Annotated in this window: 15 protein-coding genes and 2 pseudogenes; 10 read left to right on the plus strand and 7 right to left on the minus strand. The window is 34.1% G+C overall.

Annotation, left to right across the window (positions count from 1 at the left end; genetic code table 11):
* Window positions 1-136: 136 nt before the first annotated feature.
* The 4 genes from LCF45_RS11815 (at window position 137) to LCF45_RS11830 (ending at window position 5,379) form a co-directional block, all read left to right on the plus strand.
* Window positions 137-667, plus strand: a complete 531-nt coding sequence (locus LCF45_RS11815) for a hypothetical protein (protein WP_078203269.1) — start codon at window positions 137-139, stop codon at window positions 665-667.
* 979 nt (window positions 668-1,646) lie between these two features.
* Window positions 1,647-2,825 carry a tyrosine-type recombinase/integrase gene (locus LCF45_RS11820; RefSeq protein ID WP_078214695.1) on the plus strand — a complete coding sequence of 393 codons (1,179 nt, stop codon included), beginning with the start codon at window positions 1,647-1,649 and terminating at the stop codon, window positions 2,823-2,825.
* Window positions 2,826-2,855: 30 nt separating this feature from the next.
* Complete coding sequence (locus tag LCF45_RS11825; protein WP_263894846.1) at window positions 2,856-4,991, plus strand: tyrosine-type recombinase/integrase; 2,136 nt, start codon at window positions 2,856-2,858, stop codon at window positions 4,989-4,991.
* Window positions 4,984-5,379, plus strand: a complete 396-nt coding sequence (locus tag LCF45_RS11830) for a DUF6262 family protein (protein ID WP_078214697.1) — start codon at window positions 4,984-4,986, stop codon at window positions 5,377-5,379. Before LCF45_RS11825 ends, LCF45_RS11830 begins: the two co-directional genes overlap by 8 nt.
* A gap of 110 nt (window positions 5,380-5,489) precedes the next feature.
* Here LCF45_RS11830 and LCF45_RS11835 read toward each other — a convergent pair whose 3' ends face one another.
* The 3 genes from LCF45_RS11835 to LCF45_RS11845 all read right to left on the minus strand — a co-directional run bounded on the left by LCF45_RS11835 (window position 5,490) and on the right by LCF45_RS11845 (window position 8,378).
* Window positions 5,490-6,035: a GNAT family N-acetyltransferase gene (locus LCF45_RS11835; protein WP_078214698.1), complete on the minus strand. Its 546-nt coding sequence runs from the start codon at window positions 6,033-6,035 to the stop codon at window positions 5,490-5,492.
* A 723-nt stretch (window positions 6,036-6,758) separates the two neighbouring features.
* Window positions 6,759-7,619, minus strand: coding sequence for a hypothetical protein (locus tag LCF45_RS11840; protein ID WP_002127362.1), 861 nt, complete (start codon window positions 7,617-7,619; stop codon window positions 6,759-6,761).
* A gap of 174 nt (window positions 7,620-7,793) precedes the next feature.
* Window positions 7,794-8,378 carry a LysE family translocator gene (locus tag LCF45_RS11845; protein ID WP_001128091.1) on the minus strand — a complete coding sequence of 195 codons (585 nt, stop codon included), beginning with the start codon at window positions 8,376-8,378 and terminating at the stop codon, window positions 7,794-7,796.
* 117 nt (window positions 8,379-8,495) lie between these two features.
* On the opposite strand from LCF45_RS11845, the gene LCF45_RS11850 reads away from it, so the two are divergent.
* Window positions 8,496-9,053, plus strand: coding sequence for a helix-turn-helix domain-containing protein (locus LCF45_RS11850; RefSeq protein WP_016120192.1), 558 nt, complete (start codon window positions 8,496-8,498; stop codon window positions 9,051-9,053).
* A 323-nt stretch (window positions 9,054-9,376) separates the two neighbouring features.
* Here the strand turns inward: LCF45_RS11850 and LCF45_RS11855 are convergent.
* A pseudogene (locus tag LCF45_RS11855) lies at window positions 9,377-9,827 on the minus strand (BclA C-terminal domain-containing protein).
* A 323-nt stretch (window positions 9,828-10,150) separates the two neighbouring features.
* On the opposite strand from LCF45_RS11855, the gene LCF45_RS11860 reads away from it, so the two are divergent.
* On the plus strand, window positions 10,151-11,314 hold the full coding sequence (locus tag LCF45_RS11860) for a DUF4183 domain-containing protein (RefSeq protein WP_263894847.1): 1,164 nt from the start codon (window positions 10,151-10,153) through the stop codon (window positions 11,312-11,314).
* Window positions 11,315-11,379: 65 nt separating this feature from the next.
* Here the strand turns inward: LCF45_RS11860 and LCF45_RS11865 are convergent, their stop codons facing one another.
* Complete coding sequence (locus LCF45_RS11865) at window positions 11,380-11,670, minus strand: DUF4183 domain-containing protein (protein ID WP_002031992.1); 291 nt, start codon at window positions 11,668-11,670, stop codon at window positions 11,380-11,382.
* 477 nt (window positions 11,671-12,147) lie between these two features.
* Between LCF45_RS11865 and LCF45_RS11870 the strand changes: the two genes are divergently transcribed.
* On the plus strand, window positions 12,148-13,395 hold the full coding sequence (locus LCF45_RS11870) for an exosporium glycoprotein BclB-related protein (RefSeq protein WP_002127371.1): 1,248 nt from the start codon (window positions 12,148-12,150) through the stop codon (window positions 13,393-13,395).
* Between the two features lie 619 nt (window positions 13,396-14,014).
* Here the strand turns inward: LCF45_RS11870 and LCF45_RS11875 are convergent.
* A complete protein-coding gene (locus LCF45_RS11875) occupies window positions 14,015-14,647 on the minus strand; it encodes a cupin domain-containing protein (RefSeq protein ID WP_002127373.1) in 633 nt (210 codons plus the stop codon).
* A 246-nt stretch (window positions 14,648-14,893) separates the two neighbouring features.
* Here LCF45_RS11875 and LCF45_RS11880 point away from each other — a divergent pair, with 246 nt between their 5' ends.
* The 3 genes and pseudogenes from LCF45_RS11880 (at window position 14,894) to LCF45_RS11890 (ending at window position 18,714) form a co-directional block, all read left to right on the plus strand.
* Complete coding sequence (locus LCF45_RS11880) at window positions 14,894-16,426, plus strand: SMI1/KNR4 family protein (RefSeq protein ID WP_016120195.1); 1,533 nt, start codon at window positions 14,894-14,896, stop codon at window positions 16,424-16,426.
* 224 nt (window positions 16,427-16,650) lie between these two features.
* Window positions 16,651-17,961, plus strand: coding sequence for a phytoene desaturase family protein (locus tag LCF45_RS11885; RefSeq protein ID WP_050001356.1), 1,311 nt, complete (start codon window positions 16,651-16,653; stop codon window positions 17,959-17,961).
* Window positions 17,939-18,714: pseudogene (locus LCF45_RS11890) on the plus strand (sigma-70 family RNA polymerase sigma factor). The gene LCF45_RS11885 and the pseudogene LCF45_RS11890 overlap by 23 nt, the downstream one beginning before the upstream one ends.
* A 35-nt stretch (window positions 18,715-18,749) precedes the next feature.
* Here the strand turns inward: LCF45_RS11890 and LCF45_RS11895 are convergent.
* On the minus strand, window positions 18,750-18,908 hold the full coding sequence (locus LCF45_RS11895) for a hypothetical protein (protein WP_002085567.1): 159 nt from the start codon (window positions 18,906-18,908) through the stop codon (window positions 18,750-18,752).
* Window positions 18,909-19,064 lie beyond the last annotated feature (156 nt).

The following is a 19,064-nucleotide window of genomic DNA, read 5'->3' on the forward strand; positions in this document are numbered from 1 at the left end:
GTACCTAATATGAGGTAAATACCGGAACCTGGTAATACATCCTTCATTGTGGGCGGGGTCACATATTTATAAAAAAATACGCTTGTCCAATCCATTATCATTCTCCAGTCATTTAATACTACAAAGGGGGGAGAATATGGAAAACAATGAAAAAATCACGTTTCGATTTGTAAAAAAAGATGGAGAAGAAATTAATTTGGGAAATCTTGCTGATAAACGAAAAATTGTCATTGTCATTAATAATCAGATTACATTTGCACCGAATACAACACAAATTGCCAGTGGAGCCGGACAAAATAGTGCAGCAGGAAGTAATGCAGCAATCGATTCATCGAATACCCGACAGCAAGAAACGGTGGGCGCTGGAGGCGAAGCCATAAATAAAGGAATTAGTGGGGACCAGATTGAGCCGCATAAAATGAAAGAAGAAACTTCGGATGAAGAGGCAGAATTTGTACTTATCATCAATAATCAAATTAATAAAACCCGTAAGGAACAGGCTAGTGCTACTCAAGTGGCAAGTGGTGGTGGAGAAGACAGTGCAGCGGGAACCAACGCTGCCATCGAAAGTTCTAATACTAAACAGCAACATGCAGTAGGAGGCGGAACGGATAGTTCGGCAGAAAATGCAGGTGAAGAAGGCGACCAAATAGAAAAATGCGATTAAAGAAAAGAGGCTGTAATTATTTCGCAGCCTCTTTTTCTTATTATGGATTAATTGGTCTATTACTTACCCAACCAAATTAGGAATAGATTAAATATCTTGATGGATCATATACTGTCCATAATCCTATCCGTTGAGAAGTATTTGGATTTTTATATACTGCGATTGATCCATAAGGTTTTCTATGACTAGCTAAAGTATTGTCAATATATACTGCAAGGTCATAAGGCTGAAGTTGTATTTAATAAAAAGTTGTAGCTTCTGATTTTGATGATGCGAAAAATCAAATTCGTCAACTCGAATTGTCTTTTGCCACAGAAGCATGTGCTTCTTTTTTTGAAGAGCTATTAGTATTTGTACAGTTTCTAGTAATAAGTTTTGGATTATACATTCAAAAATAGAAAAAATATATCCAACCTTATTTAGCAATGAAGCTTAGTAAGAAGCGTGTGGATATAAAAATCGTTATTGGATAAAAAATCAAAAGAGCACGCCTATAAACGTACTCTTAGAAAGATAAGAAACTTATGAGTGGAGGAAATCTCCATATAATAACATATGCTTGTCTACTTTAAATGTGTAAAATTTATAAACAAAAATGCTATTTTATTAAGAAACGAGAAACGGTAGATAAGTAAGTACGTATATTATCGGATGTTAGTTGTTTTAATGAAAAAGAAACCTTTATAAATTAAATTTAGGTAATAATTCACAGGATAGTTAGTCCATTATGAGGGCTGATTATCCTTTTTTATTTACATAATTCATTTGAAAAATAAAGGTTGAAAATATAGTTTATAATGTATAAAATGTGATTAAATGACAGAATATTAGTTCAATTCCAATTGGAGGGCAGAACCTCGGTGCGAGGATAGCACTCCGCAGAACCGTTAGGTTCGAGGACCTTAACAAAACAACAATAACGGTAGTCACTATGAGTAGAGGTACTATTAAAAATAATAATTAACAGGAGAGTGTTCTCATGAGAGTGGAAGAGATATCCGTTGACAATAGAAAAGCCTATCTTCTGTTGGGTACAAACGGGTTGCCTGTTGAACCTGTTGCAAAGTATATGAAATACCTCCATAACAAAGAGAGTAGCAGCAACACTTTAAAGACTTACTGTACAGCTTTAAAATTTTACTTTACATATTTAGAACAAACAGGAATTAATTATCAACAGGTAAGTTTTGACAAGTTATCTAATTTCGTTGCTTGGCTCAGAAATCCATACGAAAGTAATAAAGTAATACCTCATAAAAAAGCAAAAGCTAAACGCAGTGAAAGAACAGTAAACAATTACCTTACGGTAGTTACATCATTTTATGATTATCTATACAGAAATGATTTAGTTGACTCAGATATTGTTGAAAAGCTGATGAAGAAGATGTTTGTTGGGGCTGGTGGAAATGGATACAAAGGTTTCTTACATCATGTAAATGAGGGTAAACCACTTTCTAAAAATATCCTTAAATTAGACGTACCAAAAGAAAGGGTAAAGGTATTTACAAAGGAACAAGTTGATGAAATCTATCAATCTACTACGAACATTAGGGATAAGTTTCTGGTACGGTTGCTTTTCGAAAGTGGCTTGCGTATAGGGGAGGTCCTGTCCCTGTTTCTTGAGGACCTTCAATTTGATGCCAAACAAAGGAAGCACACAATCCAACTGACAGATAGAGGCGAATTACCAAATGGGGGCAAATTGAAGACTGGAGAACGAAGATTAGACATCTCTCAAGGACTCATGGATTTGTATGATGATTATTTATACGAAGTGATTGATGAATATAATCCAGACCACAACTTTGTGTTTGTGAAGATTTGGGGGAAGAATGCCGGGGAGCCCCTTACCTATTCTGATGTCTATGCGACCTTCAAAGAGGTTGAGAAGAAAACAGGCATACATATTACTCCACATATGTTCCGACACACTCACGGAACGATTTATTATCTTCAAACGAAAAACATTAAGATGGTGCAAGAGCGCCTAGGTCATGCACAAATACAGACAACGATAAACCTATACGTTCATCCTTCTGAAGATGATATCCGTAAGGATTGGGAGAAAGCTTCTCACGCTTTTGAAATTGGGCAAAGTAAAGAACAAAAAGAGGAGGACTTTCAATCAGACATCCCTGACGAAGCAGTTCCTTTTTAGAACTAGATTAGCATTTTAGGAGGAAAACCATTGGATAAAATCATAGCAAATAATTCAATCCCTAAAAGTGAATATTGGGAATTAATCACTTCTACTCTCTCCTCTTACGAGGTTAAAGATATCTCCAATGATGGGACTGTAAAAAGAAGACTTGTGAAAGATGATTACTTTTTAGTCAGCGATGTTTGGGACGTTAATGATATTGGTCGAATTCCAAATTTTGAAGAGCAATTCAATAAATTTAACAGAACAGGTAGATATATAAAGTTCTGTATCGAAAATCATAACATTGACTTAGAACTAAAATTTGTTTTTTATCATAAGTTGTTTAACGATGACCTGAGTCTTAGCAGCCTTTTTAATAACTACAAAACATACGTAAAAAGATTAGTTGTATTTCTTAACGAAAAGTATTCCCACCTCCATTCTCTCTTTGAGTTAGATATTGAAAAGACTGAGAAACAGTGGATTTGGTGGTTGAACTACAAAGGTGTAACAACAACAGCAAAATCAAAAAATCCCTTATATGGAGAGCTTGAAAATAAAACAGCAATAGCAAACTTTTTCCGTTCTATTTATGAAAAGTTATTCACCTTAACGGACACTCGTGAAGAATGGGAAAAAGACAGATGGGATATTAGATTATTAAATGCCAATTATGGATTAAAATACAATACTTCAATAACGAATTACTTTATAGATTTCTCTAATATTGAAAATGTCGTTTTTGAACAGTGTTTTAAGAAATATATCAAAACAAGATTGTTAGGCGGAAAAAATTTTTCTTGGAGTTCAGCAAGGCACTATTGCAGTGCACTTCCAATGTTTCTAAATTTTATTAGTGAACTTGAACCATTCTGGAATGACCTAAACAACCTAACAAGAAAGCATATCGAGAAATATTTAGAGTACCTTCATAATTATGCAAAGCATAATCTAACTAGGAAAGACTCTAATCCAAAAGCATTTGTCATTCTTAATCTAAGACGGGTTTCTACCTTTTTACAGGATATTCAACGTTTTGAATACAGCATTGCACCAGAAAAAGCAGTCTATACACTTATTTATTCTGAAGATTATCCAGGTCTTGATAAGCCATCGGATGACGATATTGATTACATTCCTGACCATGTATTGGAGCAACTATTCGAAAATATTAATGACCTTCATCCAGATGTACAACCTATCGTGTGGGTTGCTTATAAAACTGGATTGCGTATAAACGATGTATTGGAAGTAACACAGGACTGTTTAATTCGCTTGAACGGTAAATATTCTATTCAAACAGATGTTGAAAAAACATATGTAAAAGGTCATAAAATCCCTATTGATGAACAACTAGCAAATATGATAGCCGTTTTGATACACAATTCCAAGGAACGCAGCAATGATGATAACAACCCTGATAAATATATCTTTGTACGTTATAGAGGTGCCCGAAAGGGAAAATCCTTTTCTCAGGCTTGGGTGCAAGCTAAACTTAACGAGCTTGCATTTAAGAAGAATATTACAGATGAAATGGGTAATATCTTTCACTTTAAGGCACATCAATTTAGACACACTTATGCTGTAAAAATGATAAATGGTGGAGCCGATATTTTAACGGTACAGGAGTTATTGGCTCATGCCTCTCCTGAAATGACGATGCGATACGCCCGTTTATTAGATGATACAAAGAGAAAAGCATTCGAAAAGGTCGTTAAACAAGGCGTATTTACCTTTGACCTAAACGGAGAAATCCATCAAGTTTCAGAAGTAGAAGATATTCCTGAAGACATTATGGATATGATGTGGAAAGATGAGAAGTTAAACGCATTGGACAACCCTTACGGGACTTGTCGCGCAAGAGTCAATGGGAATTGTCCATTGGCAGCAGAACCCCCTTGTCTTACAGCAAACGATGGAAAGCCTTGTTTTGATTTAGCTGTAGGTATGACGAGTTTTGACGTTAAAAAGTATGAACTTCTTATAGAGACTACGACAAAGTGGATTGAAGCCTCAAAAGAATACGGTCGCGAAGATATGGTTATAGCAAACGAAAAGAACTTGGAAAGATACCAAAACATTTACGAAACAATCAAGGGTGGAAATGTCATTTTTGGACGATTTGACCGGATGAAGAGACAATTAGAACGTAAGAAAAAGGATGGTGTTAAGCGTGGCTAATTTCAACCGTGAGGAGCAACTAAAGCAGCTACACGAAAAAAGGAAACAGACAACTATAGCCAAGGTTGAGGAAGCTATTAAACGTCTAACCAAGAGTTCTAAAGCAATTAACTTTAATAGTGTGGCAGAAGAAGCTGGGGTGAGCAAAGCAACGCTTTATAACCATAATGAGCTCAAAGAGCGTATCAATTTCTTACGAAATCAACAAGAAAAGGCATTTGTAGACTCTCGAATTAAACGGGATGAAAATAATCAAAACGCCGTAATCGCTTCACTCAAAAGAAGGATTGAAAAGTTGGAAAAAAAGAATAAAGAACTTGAAGAAGAAAATAAGCGATTACGTGATAAAGAAAATGAAAAGCTTACCAATTACTTTTCGAAGTTATAAAATAGACCACACATATTAGATATATCTAATATGTGTGGTCCTTATAATTTCAACTGTTTCACTTATCTAACCTAAATATAAGGTGTTCCAAGTCTCAGTTACTTACATATTCATTTCCATTCCGTAGCCAAAAGACCATAAATAACGTGGTCTACATAATGGTCATATAGCCACTCTGCTTGTCTTATTTTACCTTCTTCTACAAATCCAAATCGTTCAGGAAGTGCTCTACTTTTTTTATTTTCAGCAGCAACACTAATCTCAATTTTATTAAGTTCAAGTTCCTTAAATCCATAATCAATTAAAGCCTTCAAAGCCTTTGTCATAATACCTTTACCTTGAAAGTTTTCTCCTAGCCAATAACCGACAATACCAATTTTATTAGTCTTATGGATGTCATTAAAACCTATTGTTCCTGCAATTTTCCCTTTATAAATAATGGCGAAAGATTTTGGGTATCCACCGTTTTCTGTAAATTCTTTTAGTCTCGCTTTAATATTTTGAGCAGCATCTTCTACGCTTTCAATATAGTCGAGCCAACCAAGCCATTCTTTTAAATATGATTTTGAACTAATAATTAAGTTGTAGAATTCTTCAGCGTCACCTTCATTAAACATTCGCAATGTAACTTCTTCATTAATTTTATGTATTAACATATCTTTCTCTCTCCTTTTTAGTAAGTTATTTGTTATTAAAGAGATGTATAAGTGTAACTATTCTCAATATTAATTTTATTTTAACATAAAATTAATATTTTCCTTTCAAAAAAATAAGCCCGCCTGTTATCAAGCGAACTATCTTAGATATATTATAACTTTTAAATCAAACACTTTATCTGCATTATTATCCTTAGGTTTGATGAATTGCAAGACGTTTCGCCCCTCCTAATTGATAGTCTTATTAACATAATAATTAGCTCCTATTTTAGTACCCCTTTTTTTCAGGCTACCAACAGATATTGTCACTCTGTTATGTTGTATGCAATTTCGGGTGCTATTTCATAGATATGTAAGCTCAAAATGTTGATATATTAATAAAAATTAAAGGCTAAATCGATATGTGATTTAGCCTTATAATTCGTATGCTATTTTGATTGTTTCTCACAAAAACTGAACTACTTATAAAAATAAAGCAAAGTTAAAGGGTTGTTAGTCTTCAATACATTACGGACGAAAATGATAAAAGGAAACGGTTATCAGTATGGTAAAAGCTGATTTTATACCTTATACATTCTTGTTAAACTAAATATTTCTTTAGTCAAAGAAAAAATAAAAAGACCACACATATTAGATATGTCTAATATGTGTGGTCTTTTTAATATCAACTGTTTCACTTACTCAACCTAAATATAACAAAGAAAGGTTTCTTTTTCATTAAAATTAACAATCATAATCATTGTCGTATTCATGGTTACATTCATCGCAAGGGTTGTTCTGGTCATCACAGCAAATACAAAATGTTTTATTGATAAATATATCAATAAAATCAAATGTATCGGAATTATTTGTGAGAGTAAGGCTTTGTAAATCTTCTACTTGAAAGATCCTTGTTTCATTAGGAACTAAAGTTGCATTAATTGGTATGTTAGAACTTCTTGTTTGAACTGTTACTTCAATGGGACCGGAATCGTTAGGAACAGATAGTTGAAGTAAAGTTTTGTTGTGATTAATAGTAAAATCTTCAAATACTGTTCTTGAGGTATTAGGGGGTACGATAATATCGAGAGGTACATTTCCAGCTAAGGTAGTTCCCGAACCAGCAATCGTGTGAGTTTCGACAAAACAGTTACTATCTTCGTTAATAGAATATGAATGCTCTTTATAATAATCATTTTGTTCATTGCAGCAGATGCAAAACGTTTTTTGGATATAAACACCAATGTCGCTACTTGTATTATTATTATTTGTGAGAGTGAGGCTTTCAAAATTTTCTACTTGAAGAATTCTTGTTTCACCTGAAGCTATTGTAGCGGTAATCGGTCTACGAGAATTTCTTGTACGAATTGTTACAACAATTGGTGCAGAAGTACCAGGAACATGAAACTGCAGTAATGTTTTATTGTGATTATTAGTAGCATCTTCAAAAACTATTCTTGAAGTGTTAGCTGGTACAATAATATCTAACGGTATATTTGAGCCAGCAATCGTATGCGTTTTAGTGAAACAGTTCTCTTTTTTATTGTGAGAATATGAATAGTTTTTATAGTACTTTTTACCATGTTTATAAAAAAAATCAGCCATTCTTTAATCTCCTATCTTTTATTTGTCTATATATTGTATTTAATGAGGATAAAAACTGTTTGTACAAGATAGAAAAAAGTTTTATTTAGGAGAATAAGAGAAAAAGCTTAAGATATACGTACTGTAGCGTTTGGTTCAGTTAAACAAAATATAAGAATTAGAATGAGTATAGAGCTAGTTTATAACGATTGATATAGCACTGAAAACCAATAAAACAGCCATAATGATGTTAAATAATTGAGTATGTTTTAATAATAGTTTTTGGAACATTGAACCAAACAGGCTCCAACTAAATGTACTCATTAAACCGACTACACCTAGAAATAATGAAAAAAGTAGAAAACTTGAATATGAATTGTAGTAAGGGAGAATAAAAGTAGAAACTACAGTCAGTCCGAATAATATCCCTTTAGGGTTAACAAACTGAAGAAAAATCCCCACTGTAAATAAGTTTTTATTATCTTTTTCATCGGGATCCGTACTGCCTTTACTAGTGAGTATTTTAAAAGCTAAATATAACATGTATGCTACTCCTAAAATTTTTAAAGGTAATTCGATTTTAGGTAAAATATTAATTAGTACTATATTAAAGAAACTACATAAAGAAGTGAGGAGGAAAAAACCGAAAGCTACTCCAAAGCAAAATTGCATGCTCCTTTTCAAACCAAGTTGATTTGCGTATGTCATAGCTAAAAAATTGTTAGGACCGGGTGTGAAGCTACTAATAAAAACAAATAATAAAAAAGAAAATAAAGGCATTTCAAAACCCCCTAAGTATTTTTTGTATGTTATAATGATCGAAAAGAACAATATAACGTGCGCTTTTTATTATACATAACGGTCGTTATATTGTACATAGTGTAGGAGTGTTTTTTTATGGAAGAAATTCAACTTATTTTGGCGAAAAATATAAAGGCAATACGTGAGAAAGAAAAATTAAGTTTAGAAAAGGTTTCCCAATTAACAGGTGTGAGTAAAACGATGATTGGACAAATTGAAAGAGGAGATTCAAGCCCGACACTAACAACAATATGGAAGATAGCGAATGGTTTAAAAGTGTCTTTTACGTCTTTAATTAATAATCCACAGCCTGATACGAAAGTGGTTTTACGAAACGATGTTCAAGTATTATCAGAAGACAATGGGAGATATAAAGTGTATCCTTCTTTTCCTTTTCAAGATGATAGACATTTTGAAATCTATACTGTTGAAATTGAAACAGAAGGAAAGTTATATGCTGAAGCGCATAAAGAAGGAACAGAGGAATTTATAACTGTGTTTGATGGTGAACTGACAATTGAGGTAAATAATTGTCAATATAGATTAAATAGTGGAGACTCAATCAGGTTTAAGGCGGATAGACCTCACGCTTATTATAATTCAGGAAGTACGTTAACTCGGTTGAGTATGACAATTTATTATCCAGCTTCATAAGTTTTTATGTACATAAAAAATATGAGGGAAGCGTAATTATAAAACCATCTATACAAGGTGGTTTTTATTATGTGAAAAATACAAAAAAAAGACACTCATTTGAGTGTCAACACAGTATTTCTCTCGCGTATAGGATTGGAGAATGTTTCTCAAATACATATTGAGATGATTAGTAAAGGAGAAACTGTCTTCATAAATAACTTAACATTGATAGCGTATAGAGTAAATTGATAATGTTTATCCGGAATATTTAGTATAGATAGTTTCTACTATCTATATAGGGGAATGGCATTTAAAGCTAAGAAGAAAAAATGAATCATTTATTAATCAACTCGTATAATTGTTAGAGAGGCGCCAGTTGATCCACCACCGACTAAATTGACAATTGATAAGAGACCGAATAATTGAAGAGAAATAGTATTACCTGCATTTAATATTGTAATTAAATTATTATTATAACTTGAAGTAGATAAGGCAGGAGATAGAATTGAGCCCAGAAGTGATGTAGATCCGTTTAAAATTAGTCTTGAACCCGCAAGAAGTACAGTTGTAGTATTAATTTGATAAGAAAGATAATAACGTCCCGTTACAGGGACTGTAAATAAATCATTCGCACTATTGACTGCAAAGCTATCAAGGCTTTGATTGTTTGAAAGTAGTATGTTAGTACCACCCTAGTACAACTGAAACTGTTCCATCCACTGTATTATTTGCAAACATAGAATTTGTTGTAACGTTTATGCCGGTACTACCCGTGGGTCCGGTATTACCCATGGGTCCAGTACTACCAGTAGGACTAGTTAGTCTATAAGGAAGGATAATTGTACGTCATTATTTTGGGGATTTTCTCTATCTTTATTTTTAATTAAAATCACCTCATTTTTATGATAAAGGAGATACTTTTCATATATTCTATTAATAATATTTTTTATAGTAACGGCATGCTGTTTAAAATACATTCATTTTTAGTAAGTTACATTAAATTTGATTTTGTACAAAGATTTTAATCGAGAGATTAATAGTTTTTTTTTAGATAATTCTTTTAACATTTCGGAACATCTAACATTTAATAAATACTATAGAAGGGAGATGCAAATTTGAATCGATATGACAAATTACCAATGTCTAAGGAAGTTATGGATTCTAAAAATATTGGTCCTACATTTCCACCTCTTCCGTCTATTAATTTTCCAACCGGAGCGACAGGAGAAACAGGAGCAACCGGAGCAACCGGAGAAACAGGAGCAACAGGAGCGACAGGAGCAACCGGAGAAACAGGAGCAACCGGAGAAACAGGAGCAACCGGAGAAACAGGAGCAACCGGAGAAACAGGAGCAACCGGAGAAACAGGAGCAACCGGAGCAACCGGAGAAACAGGAGCAACCGGAGAAACAGGAGCAACCGGAGAAACAGGAGCAACCGGAGAAACAGGGGCAGCAGGAGAAACAGGAATAACAGGAGTAACCGGCCCAACCGGAGAAACAGGGGCAACCGGAGAAACAGGGGCAACCGGAGCAACAGGAATAACAGGAGTAACCGGCCCAACAGGAGAAACAGGGGCAACCGGAGAAACAGGAGAAACAGGAATAACAGGAATAACAGGAGCAACAGGAATAACGGGAGTAGCAGGAGCAACCGGAGAAACAGGGGCAGCAGGAGAAACAGGCCCAACCGGAGAAACAGGGGCAACCGGAGAAACAGGAGAAACAGGAATAACAGGAATAACAGGAGCAACAGGAATAACGGGAGTAGCAGGAGCAACCGGAGAAACAGGGGCAGCAGGAGAAACAGGCCCAACCGGAGAAACAGGAGCAATAGGAGCAACCGGAGCAACAGGAATAACGGGAGTAACAGGGGCAGCAGGAGCAACAGGAATAACGGGAGTAACAGGAGCAACCGGAGAAACAGGGGCAGCAGGAGAAACAGGAATAACGGGAGCAACAGGAATAACGGGAGTAGCAGGAGCAACAGGAATAACCGGCCCAACGGGAATACCGGGAACAATCCCAACAACAAACCTATTATATTTTACTTTTTCAGATGGGGAAAAACTTATATATACTAATGCAGATGGTATAGCACAATACGGTACAACACAAATCTTATCACCAAATGAAGTTTCTTATATTAATCTATTTATAAATGGAATTCTTCAACCACAACCTTTTTATGAAGTTACAGCTGGTCAGTTAACTTTATTAGATGATGAACCACCCTCACAAGGATCTTCAATTATCCTACAATTTATTATTATTAATTAAAAAAGACAGATTCTTAATGGAAAAAGGAATCTGTCTTTTTTTGTTCTAAATTACATTAGTTAAAATTAAGTGACGATAAATTCAATTGTTATTGGGATTCCACCGTCTAATACATCTCCGCCAGGAATTGTAATAGCACCAGTAGGACCTGTGGTGACACTGGAGTTCACGCTAGGTTGAATTATCCCGTTTACATAGAGGTTGTAATACGTAAAAGTCGGAAAGGCAGTTGCAGTAGTACCGGCATCGTTTAAACAAGCTGTTGCAGCAATTGCAAAAGCTGCACCTGTTCCTGTTCCAGCTCCTAGTGTAGATGTAAATCTTCTAGAAGCGATAAATGGTTGAATAATTGGCAATTAAATTTCACTCCTTTAATTATTTTTTGAACGAAGTATAGAATAACTTGTCCACTATATTGTATGAAAGTTTTTTATAATAGAAACGGCTTCATGATTATAGAAGGAACACAATATTAGTAAAGGTATCATTTTTAATTAGTTGAAAGAATGATGTTGTTACTTGTAGAATATATGCTAATGATTTATTTATGTTTTAATTTTTAAATGAAAATGTGCTTTTGGACCTAATAGATAAACGTGGAAAAATAAAATAAACTCTTAAGTTTAGGTGTTTAATCTAAGCAGTCAATTATTAAAAACATATAATTAATATGTGAGTCATGAGCATAATTAAATTACGTTTTCAAGTTTGATTATAATTCATGTTTCCTATTTTAAGAGAAACATATAACTCAACTACTTTTTACAATCGCATCTTTTATAGTTCTTAGAATAGGAAAACACTCAACTATAAGAAAAGTAAGGAGGAAATAAATGTCAAATAATAATTGTTTTGGTCATAATAACTGCAATCCAATTGTTTTTTCAGCAGATTGTTGTAAAAATCCACAGTCAGTTCCTATTACTAGGGAACAATTAAGTCAATTAATTACTTTACTAAACTCATTAGTATCAGCTATTTCAGCATTTTTTGCAAATCCAAGTAATGCAAACAGATTAGCGTTACTCGATTTATTTAATCAATTTTTAATTTTCTTAAATTCCTTATTACCTTCTCCAGAAGTTAATTTTTTGAAACAATTAACTCAAAGTATTATAGTTTTATTACAATCTCCAGCACCTAATTTAGGACAATTGTCAACATTATTGCAACAATTTTATAGCGCCCTTGCACAATTCTTCTTCGCTTTAGATCTTATCCCTATATCCTGCAACTCAAATGTTGATTCTGCAACTTTACAACTTCTTTTTAATTTATTAATTCAATTAATCAATGCTACTCCAGGGGCGACAGGTCCAACAGGTCCAACAGGTCCAACAGGTCCAACAGGAGGCGGAGCGACAGGAGCAACAGGAGCAACAGGAGCGACAGGAGCAACAGGAGCGACAGGAGCGACAGGAGCAACAGGAGGCGGAGCGACAGGAGCAACAGGAGCAACAGGAGCAACAGGAGCGACAGGAGCAACAGGAGCGACAGGAGCGACAGGAGCAACAGGAGCAACAGGAGCAACAGGAGCGACAGGAGCAACAGGAGCAACAGGAGCGACAGGAGCAACAGGAGCAACTGGTGGCGGAGCTATTATTCCGTTTGCTTCAGGTACAACACCATCTGCGTTAGTTAACGCGATAATAGCTAATACAGGAACTCTTCTTGGATTTGGATTTAGTCAGCCTGGAGTTGCTTTAACGGGTGGAACAAGTATCACATTAGCGTTAGGGATAGGTGATTATGCATTTGTAGCACCACGCGCAGGGGTTATTACGTCATTAGCAGGTTTCTTTAGTGCAACAGCTGCATTAGCTCCATTAACACCTGTTCAAGTGCAGATACAAATATTAACTGCACCAGCAGCAAGTAATACGTTTACAGTACAAGGCGCACCTCTTTTATTAACACCAGCATTTGCCGCAATAGCGATTGGTTCTACAGCATCAGGAATCATAGCTGAAGCTATTCCAGTAGCGGCTGGGGATAAAGTATTATTATATGTTTCATTAACAGCAGCAAGTCCAATAGCTGCAGTTGCTGGGTTTGTAAGTGCAGGTATTAATATCGTCTAACATGTTACAATGTTTGTTTGAAATTTAAACAGGCATTTGTATATAGCCCCACCTAATTTTATTAGGTGGGGCTATATTTTTTGTGGGAAATTAGAAATAAATCAATTGAAAAGTTACTCTTTGTTAAGTTGGTATATAAGAAAAATCAAAATTTATGATTTACACTTTATTGTTTATGGAATAAGTTATATGGTTTGAAAAATTACATATAAACAAAAAAGATGAATTCTATTAAAAACAGAATTCATCCATTAAATAAACTATATTCTAGTGGGTTAAATTGTTAATCATGAGCGGTGAAATGTCATTGCTCAAATTAGTAATAAACTATTTATTTTTATTACAGTTACATCCTTTTTTCTTTACATAGCCTTGCTCGGCTAAATCTCTTTGTGACTGGGAATCGGAAGATTGAGAGTTCGAAGATTGAGAGGATGCTGAAGAGCTACTATTTTTATTATTAGAGTAGTTTTTTCGATAGTTATAATTACTCATAGTACTATCACCTCCAATTAAATATATAAATATTATATGTATGTACTCTATTAATTGTTACGATAAAAAATCTCCTCGATATTTTCCGAGGAGATAAATGGTGGTTCTATTAAAATGATACTAATTAATACCCCCAGTAAAGAGGGAAGTAATAAGAATCTTGGTAATATAGATTTTGTTGTTGAGTAGGGGGCTGAGTTGACTGATTCATCATGTCGCGGTTTTGATTACAGTTCGCCGGGGGACCAATTACCGTAGTTGATTGAATTGGGGATACTGCTTGTTTCCATTGTTGTTCATTGAGGCAATAAGTATGAGCCATCATATTAGCGGGAGTTAATCTTAAAATATCAGAACCAAAAATAACTTCTGGGGTTGGGGCATCGAATATAGCTAATAAATGAGTATTATCTGCTGAAGCAATTTCATAATGCCACCACGCTTGTGGAATGTTGGCAACTTGCCCTGGCTTTATCGGTAAGTTTAATATTTGATTCGTAAATGGATTAAGTAAAGAAACAACAGCAGATCCTGAAATACAGTAAACGAGTTCAGCTGCATTTTGATGGATATGTGGTTCTACAACATTACCTGTACTTAAATATATATCTAATAAAGAAGTGTTTTCTAATGTGTTTAATTGTTTAATGCCAAGTACGTTTATATAATTTTTGGCATCTTTCTTAAAAAAATTACTTTTATTTAAATCATGGGTGAAATTGGTTGAGGGGGAAGTGTAGTCGATATTAGAAGTCAATTGTATTACCCGCCTTTCCTATGTTTTAATGCAATCTGAAATTAGGGTATGAGTCTAGTTATTGAAATGTGAAAGTGAGGATGGTTTTAGTTCGTTAAATAATAAAGTTGCAAGTACATATGCAGTATGATTGAATTTCGATGAAATAGTATAAAATAAGTTTGGTTGCGAGAAAAAGCTCCTTTAATTACAATTAATGTAATTAAAGGAGCTTTTTTATTAGTTAATAAAAAGGGAGTGTGGGAAATGAATAATCTAATTATAAAAGAGTTAGAAGTTGAATTGAAAAATCACTTTAAACCATTTTTGAATGCACCTGCAACAATAGAAGAAATTCAATATGTCGAAAGCGAAATGGGAATTTCGTTTCCAGATGAATTACGTATGCTTTATCTCACGCATAACGGTGAAGTTAAATCGGGACCAGGATTGTTTTTTGGTTTGCCATTTCTCTCTTTAGATGAAGTTTTGAATGAGTGGAGAGTATGGAAAAGAATTGAAGAAGAGGAGTTTTTAAATTTTGATGCATTTTCAATACCAGCAAAATGTATTAAGGAAACATATGTGAATTACAAATGGATACCTATTAGTAAGGATTATGGCGGTAACAATATAGGAATAGATGTTGATCCGGATGAAAAGGGGGAAATGGGACAAGTTATTAATTTTGGACGAGATGAAGAAGTAAAATATGTAATGGCAAATAGAATTTCAGATTTTTTACTATTTATTTTACAAACGCTAAAAGATAAAAATTTCACCATTCACCAAGAGGAAGACTATTTATATTGGAGTTATGGTGCTAACAACAATATACATTTTTTAGACGCATTATTTAATATTGAATTACCTGTTTTACATCCTCAATTTATATTTCAGTCTGAAAATAATGTTAAAGATTGGTACGATAGTTTAGATGGAGAATGGAAAAACATTGTGGGTTCTTCTGAACGTGCGGATAAATTTATTAGAGAGAAGAGACTATATTTAGGTGGAAAGGGATTAGTAGATATTAGTCCATTACATATATGTACGGAAGTAAGGGAACTAATTTTATCTGGGAATGAAATTAAAGATTTAACAGGATTAGAACGAATGAATTCTTTAAAGAAGTTATATTTAGTTAATAATCCGGTGCAAGATTTAACGCCAATCATACATTTACAGCACTTACAAGAAATGAATATAAAGAATACGAGGATAAATAATCTATCGGCACTTGTAGAAATATCATCATTAAAAAAATTAGATTTTTCACAGACTAATATTCAAGATTTTTCGTTACTATCGCAGTTTCAAAAGTTAGAATCGCTTACTGTACATATTTCAAATCGCGAGCAGCTCTATGCAATTTCAAAAGTAGATACTTTAAAGCATTTGTATATTTTAGGTTTAGAGAATGTTAGTGGATTGGATTTACTTGTTTTACAAAATTTAAATGACTTAATAACAATTGAATTTGAAAATAGTACCATTGATAATTTAAATTGCTTTCAACATAATACGTCAATTCAAAATATAAAGTTGAAAGATACAAAGGTAAAGGATGGATCGGCATTAGGTAGAATGAGAGGACTAAAGGAATTAGAATTAGATGGAGCAACAATTGAAAATATTGAAATGGTTTGTTGTTCTAAGTCATTAGAAACATTTACAGGCTCGTTTGAACAATTTCATATGTTAAAAGACTCATTTGATAGAAAAATAGATTTTTCAAAAATAATAGGAGAAATGAGTGAAGAAGAAAGTGAAGTTTGGTACCAGCATTTAAGTGATTAGAAAATAATATTATTATGTAAACAAGATTGTTTGTAGAAGTTGTCACTGTTACTATTTTGAAAATGTTCACCAACACTTTCTGGAATATAAATTAGTTTTAAGCCACTGTTTGACAGTTGATTCTGCAATGGAGTGGTTAGGAGAAATAAATTATGTGTAACTGAATGTCACATCCCTCCTAATTCGTTCGTCTTGTATGTAGAACGATAAGGAGGGATTTTATTATGAAAAAGTTTGATGTAGCAATTGTTGGCGGGGGGCTTGCAGGGTTAACAGCATCTATATATTTAGCGAAAGAAGGAAGGAAAGTTGTTGTATTAGAAAAATCAAGCCGTTTTGGTGGCAGAGCGATGACAATAAATAAAAATGGCATATATATGAACCTTGGAGCACACGCTTTATACCGCGGAGGAGAAGCGTTCTTAACATTTAACGAGCTTGGTATGAATCTTACGGGAGGAATGCCGTCCACGAAAGCACACGGAATATGGAAAGATGACGTATATACTATCCCAACGGATTTTCGCTCCATTTTATCAACGCCGTTACTTTCATGGTCAGCTAAAATACAATTTTCTCGCCTTATGATTCATTTAGGGAAATTGGATATAAATATGATTCCAAAAATGAGTCTTTCTGTATGGGCAGAAAAAGAAATACAGGATCCTATGGTACGAAATATGTTTTATGCGTTATGCCGAACAACGACATACACATATGCTCCTACAATGCAATTAGCATCATCAGTACTAAAGCAAATTCAGCTTTCTATGAAAGAAGGAGTATTTTATGTAGATGGTGGCTGGGAGACGATAATAACAAAATTAAGAGATATAGCGAATAATGTTGGGGTGCAATTTCAGGCTAGTAAGCATGTATTAGAAGTAGAAAATTGTGAAGGTGTACAAAAAATTCGTTGTTCGGATGATGAAGTATTTGAAGTTGATGCAGTCGTCGTAACGATTCCACCTAAAGAAGCTTGTAAAATAATAAAAGGTGCAGAAGGAACAAGTTTGCAAAAATGGAGTGAACAATCAATACAAGTGACTGTGGCAGCGTTAGATATTGGTTTGAAACGATTACCGAATCCATTGCATCATTTTGCATTGGGGTTAGACCAACCCATATTTTTTACGAATCAATCAAGAGCAGCTAAATTAAGTGAAGATGGAGCACTTGTAGTGAGTTTAATTAAGTACCATAATCCTATGCTTGAGATAAATCATTTTCATGATGATCAAGAACAGTTAGAAAATACGATGGAATTGCTACATCCTAATTGGAAAAGAGAAGTTGTTGCAAAGCAATATTTACCGAAAATAACGGTAGTACATGATTTTCCTCATATTGACCGTGTTGAAAAACCGGGCCCTAATATACCTGAAATGCCAGGTGTTTACGTTGCAGGAGATTGGGCTGGGCATGATGAAATATTAGCTGATGCTGCGGTAGCAAGCGGGAAACGTGCAGCGTTACACATTTTAAAGCAATTAGAAAGTGAGGCAGTTCATCATGGAAACGGAGCAATTATATGAAGCGTATCAACCATTATTATTTTCATTAGCATATAGAATCCTTGGGAGTGTTATGGACGCTGAAGATATCGTTCATGACGTATTTATCGCGGTAAATAATATAGAGGATGTTCAATCTATAGAAAATATGAAAGCATATTTGTGGAAGAGTCTGATGAGCCAGCAGAGTCATTTGTAATGAAAGAATCAATTTCTACGGCATATTTATTACTTTTACAACAATTGTCTGAGGTAGAAAGGGTTGTTTTCATATTAAGAGAGGTTTTCAGTTATGACTACGAGGAAATAGCTTCAATTGTTGATAAAAGTAGTGTGAATTGCCGGAAGATCTTTCAACGCGCACGAAAAAGTATTTTAGATAAGCCGAAGCAATCAACATTAAGTACGAAGAAAATGGCTGCCTATGTGGAAAAGTTTGTATCATCATTACAGCGTGGGGATACGCAAGGCATGTTAGAGGTATTAAAAACAGATGCGATATTTAAAGCAGATGGTGGTGGTAAAGTTACAACTGCAATTAATCCGATTTATTCTGCAGATAAAATTATACGTTTGTTCTTTGGAATTGCAAAACGATTGCCAGAAAAGTATAGTGTTGATTTCAAAATAGTAAATGGTGCACCAGGCGTTATAGTTACAATAAATAATAAAGTGACGTATGTACTTTCATTCATATTTGAGGATGAGAAAATTTCAAACATTTATATGATGGTTAATCCTGAAAAACTTATGCACTTAAATGTAACAGTATAAAAAAAGACGCATTTCTTTAGAAGTGCGTCTTTTTTTTATTTTTCTAACATTTCAAGAGGTACATCTTTTTCGCCGGCTACCTCGAATTTAATTTCCCCGTCTTCTTCATAAATGCGTTTAATAATCGGTATAGTTATCATTAGTTTTTTATGCTGTTTACGTCTTCTAGCAGCATCTAAGTTAATCACGTTCATGTGTAAGCATCCTTTCTTACAGAAATATATAAACAAAAGAAAATGCGTCCGAAAAGGGCGCTTAGTTGAATTAGAAATACCGATTCATTTAAATGGGGTTTAGATTATCTTATAATTGAAAACTGATTGTAAAATAATGTGAATTAAATAATTGCA

It is taken from the genome of Bacillus sp. 41-22, from assembly GCF_025809295.1.
In the GTDB taxonomy this organism is placed as follows: Bacteria; Bacillota; Bacilli; order Bacillales; family Bacillaceae_G; genus Bacillus_A; species Bacillus_A mycoides.

What these genes read in the sequence shown, in the direction of transcription:
- LCF45_RS11815 (WP_078203269.1), top strand. Translation starts at nt 137, where the DNA reads ATGGAAAACAATGAAAAAATCACGTTTCGATTTGTAAAAAAAGATGGA.
- LCF45_RS11820 (WP_078214695.1), top strand. Translation starts at nt 1,647, where the DNA reads ATGAGAGTGGAAGAGATATCCGTTGACAATAGAAAAGCCTATCTTCTG.
- LCF45_RS11835 (WP_078214698.1), bottom strand. Translation starts at nt 6,035, where the DNA reads ATGTTAATACATAAAATTAATGAAGAAGTTACATTGCGAATGTTTAAT.
- LCF45_RS11840 (WP_002127362.1), bottom strand. Translation starts at nt 7,619, where the DNA reads ATGGCTGATTTTTTTTATAAACATGGTAAAAAGTACTATAAAAACTAT.
- LCF45_RS11845 (WP_001128091.1), bottom strand. Translation starts at nt 8,378, where the DNA reads ATGCCTTTATTTTCTTTTTTATTATTTGTTTTTATTAGTAGCTTCACA.
- LCF45_RS11850 (WP_016120192.1), top strand. Translation starts at nt 8,496, where the DNA reads ATGGAAGAAATTCAACTTATTTTGGCGAAAAATATAAAGGCAATACGT.
- LCF45_RS11870 (WP_002127371.1), top strand. Translation starts at nt 12,148, where the DNA reads ATGTCAAATAATAATTGTTTTGGTCATAATAACTGCAATCCAATTGTT.
- LCF45_RS11880 (WP_016120195.1), top strand. Translation starts at nt 14,894, where the DNA reads ATGAATAATCTAATTATAAAAGAGTTAGAAGTTGAATTGAAAAATCAC.
- LCF45_RS11885 (WP_050001356.1), top strand. Translation starts at nt 16,651, where the DNA reads ATGAAAAAGTTTGATGTAGCAATTGTTGGCGGGGGGCTTGCAGGGTTA.
- LCF45_RS11895 (WP_002085567.1), bottom strand. Translation starts at nt 18,908, where the DNA reads ATGAACGTGATTAACTTAGATGCTGCTAGAAGACGTAAACAGCATAAA.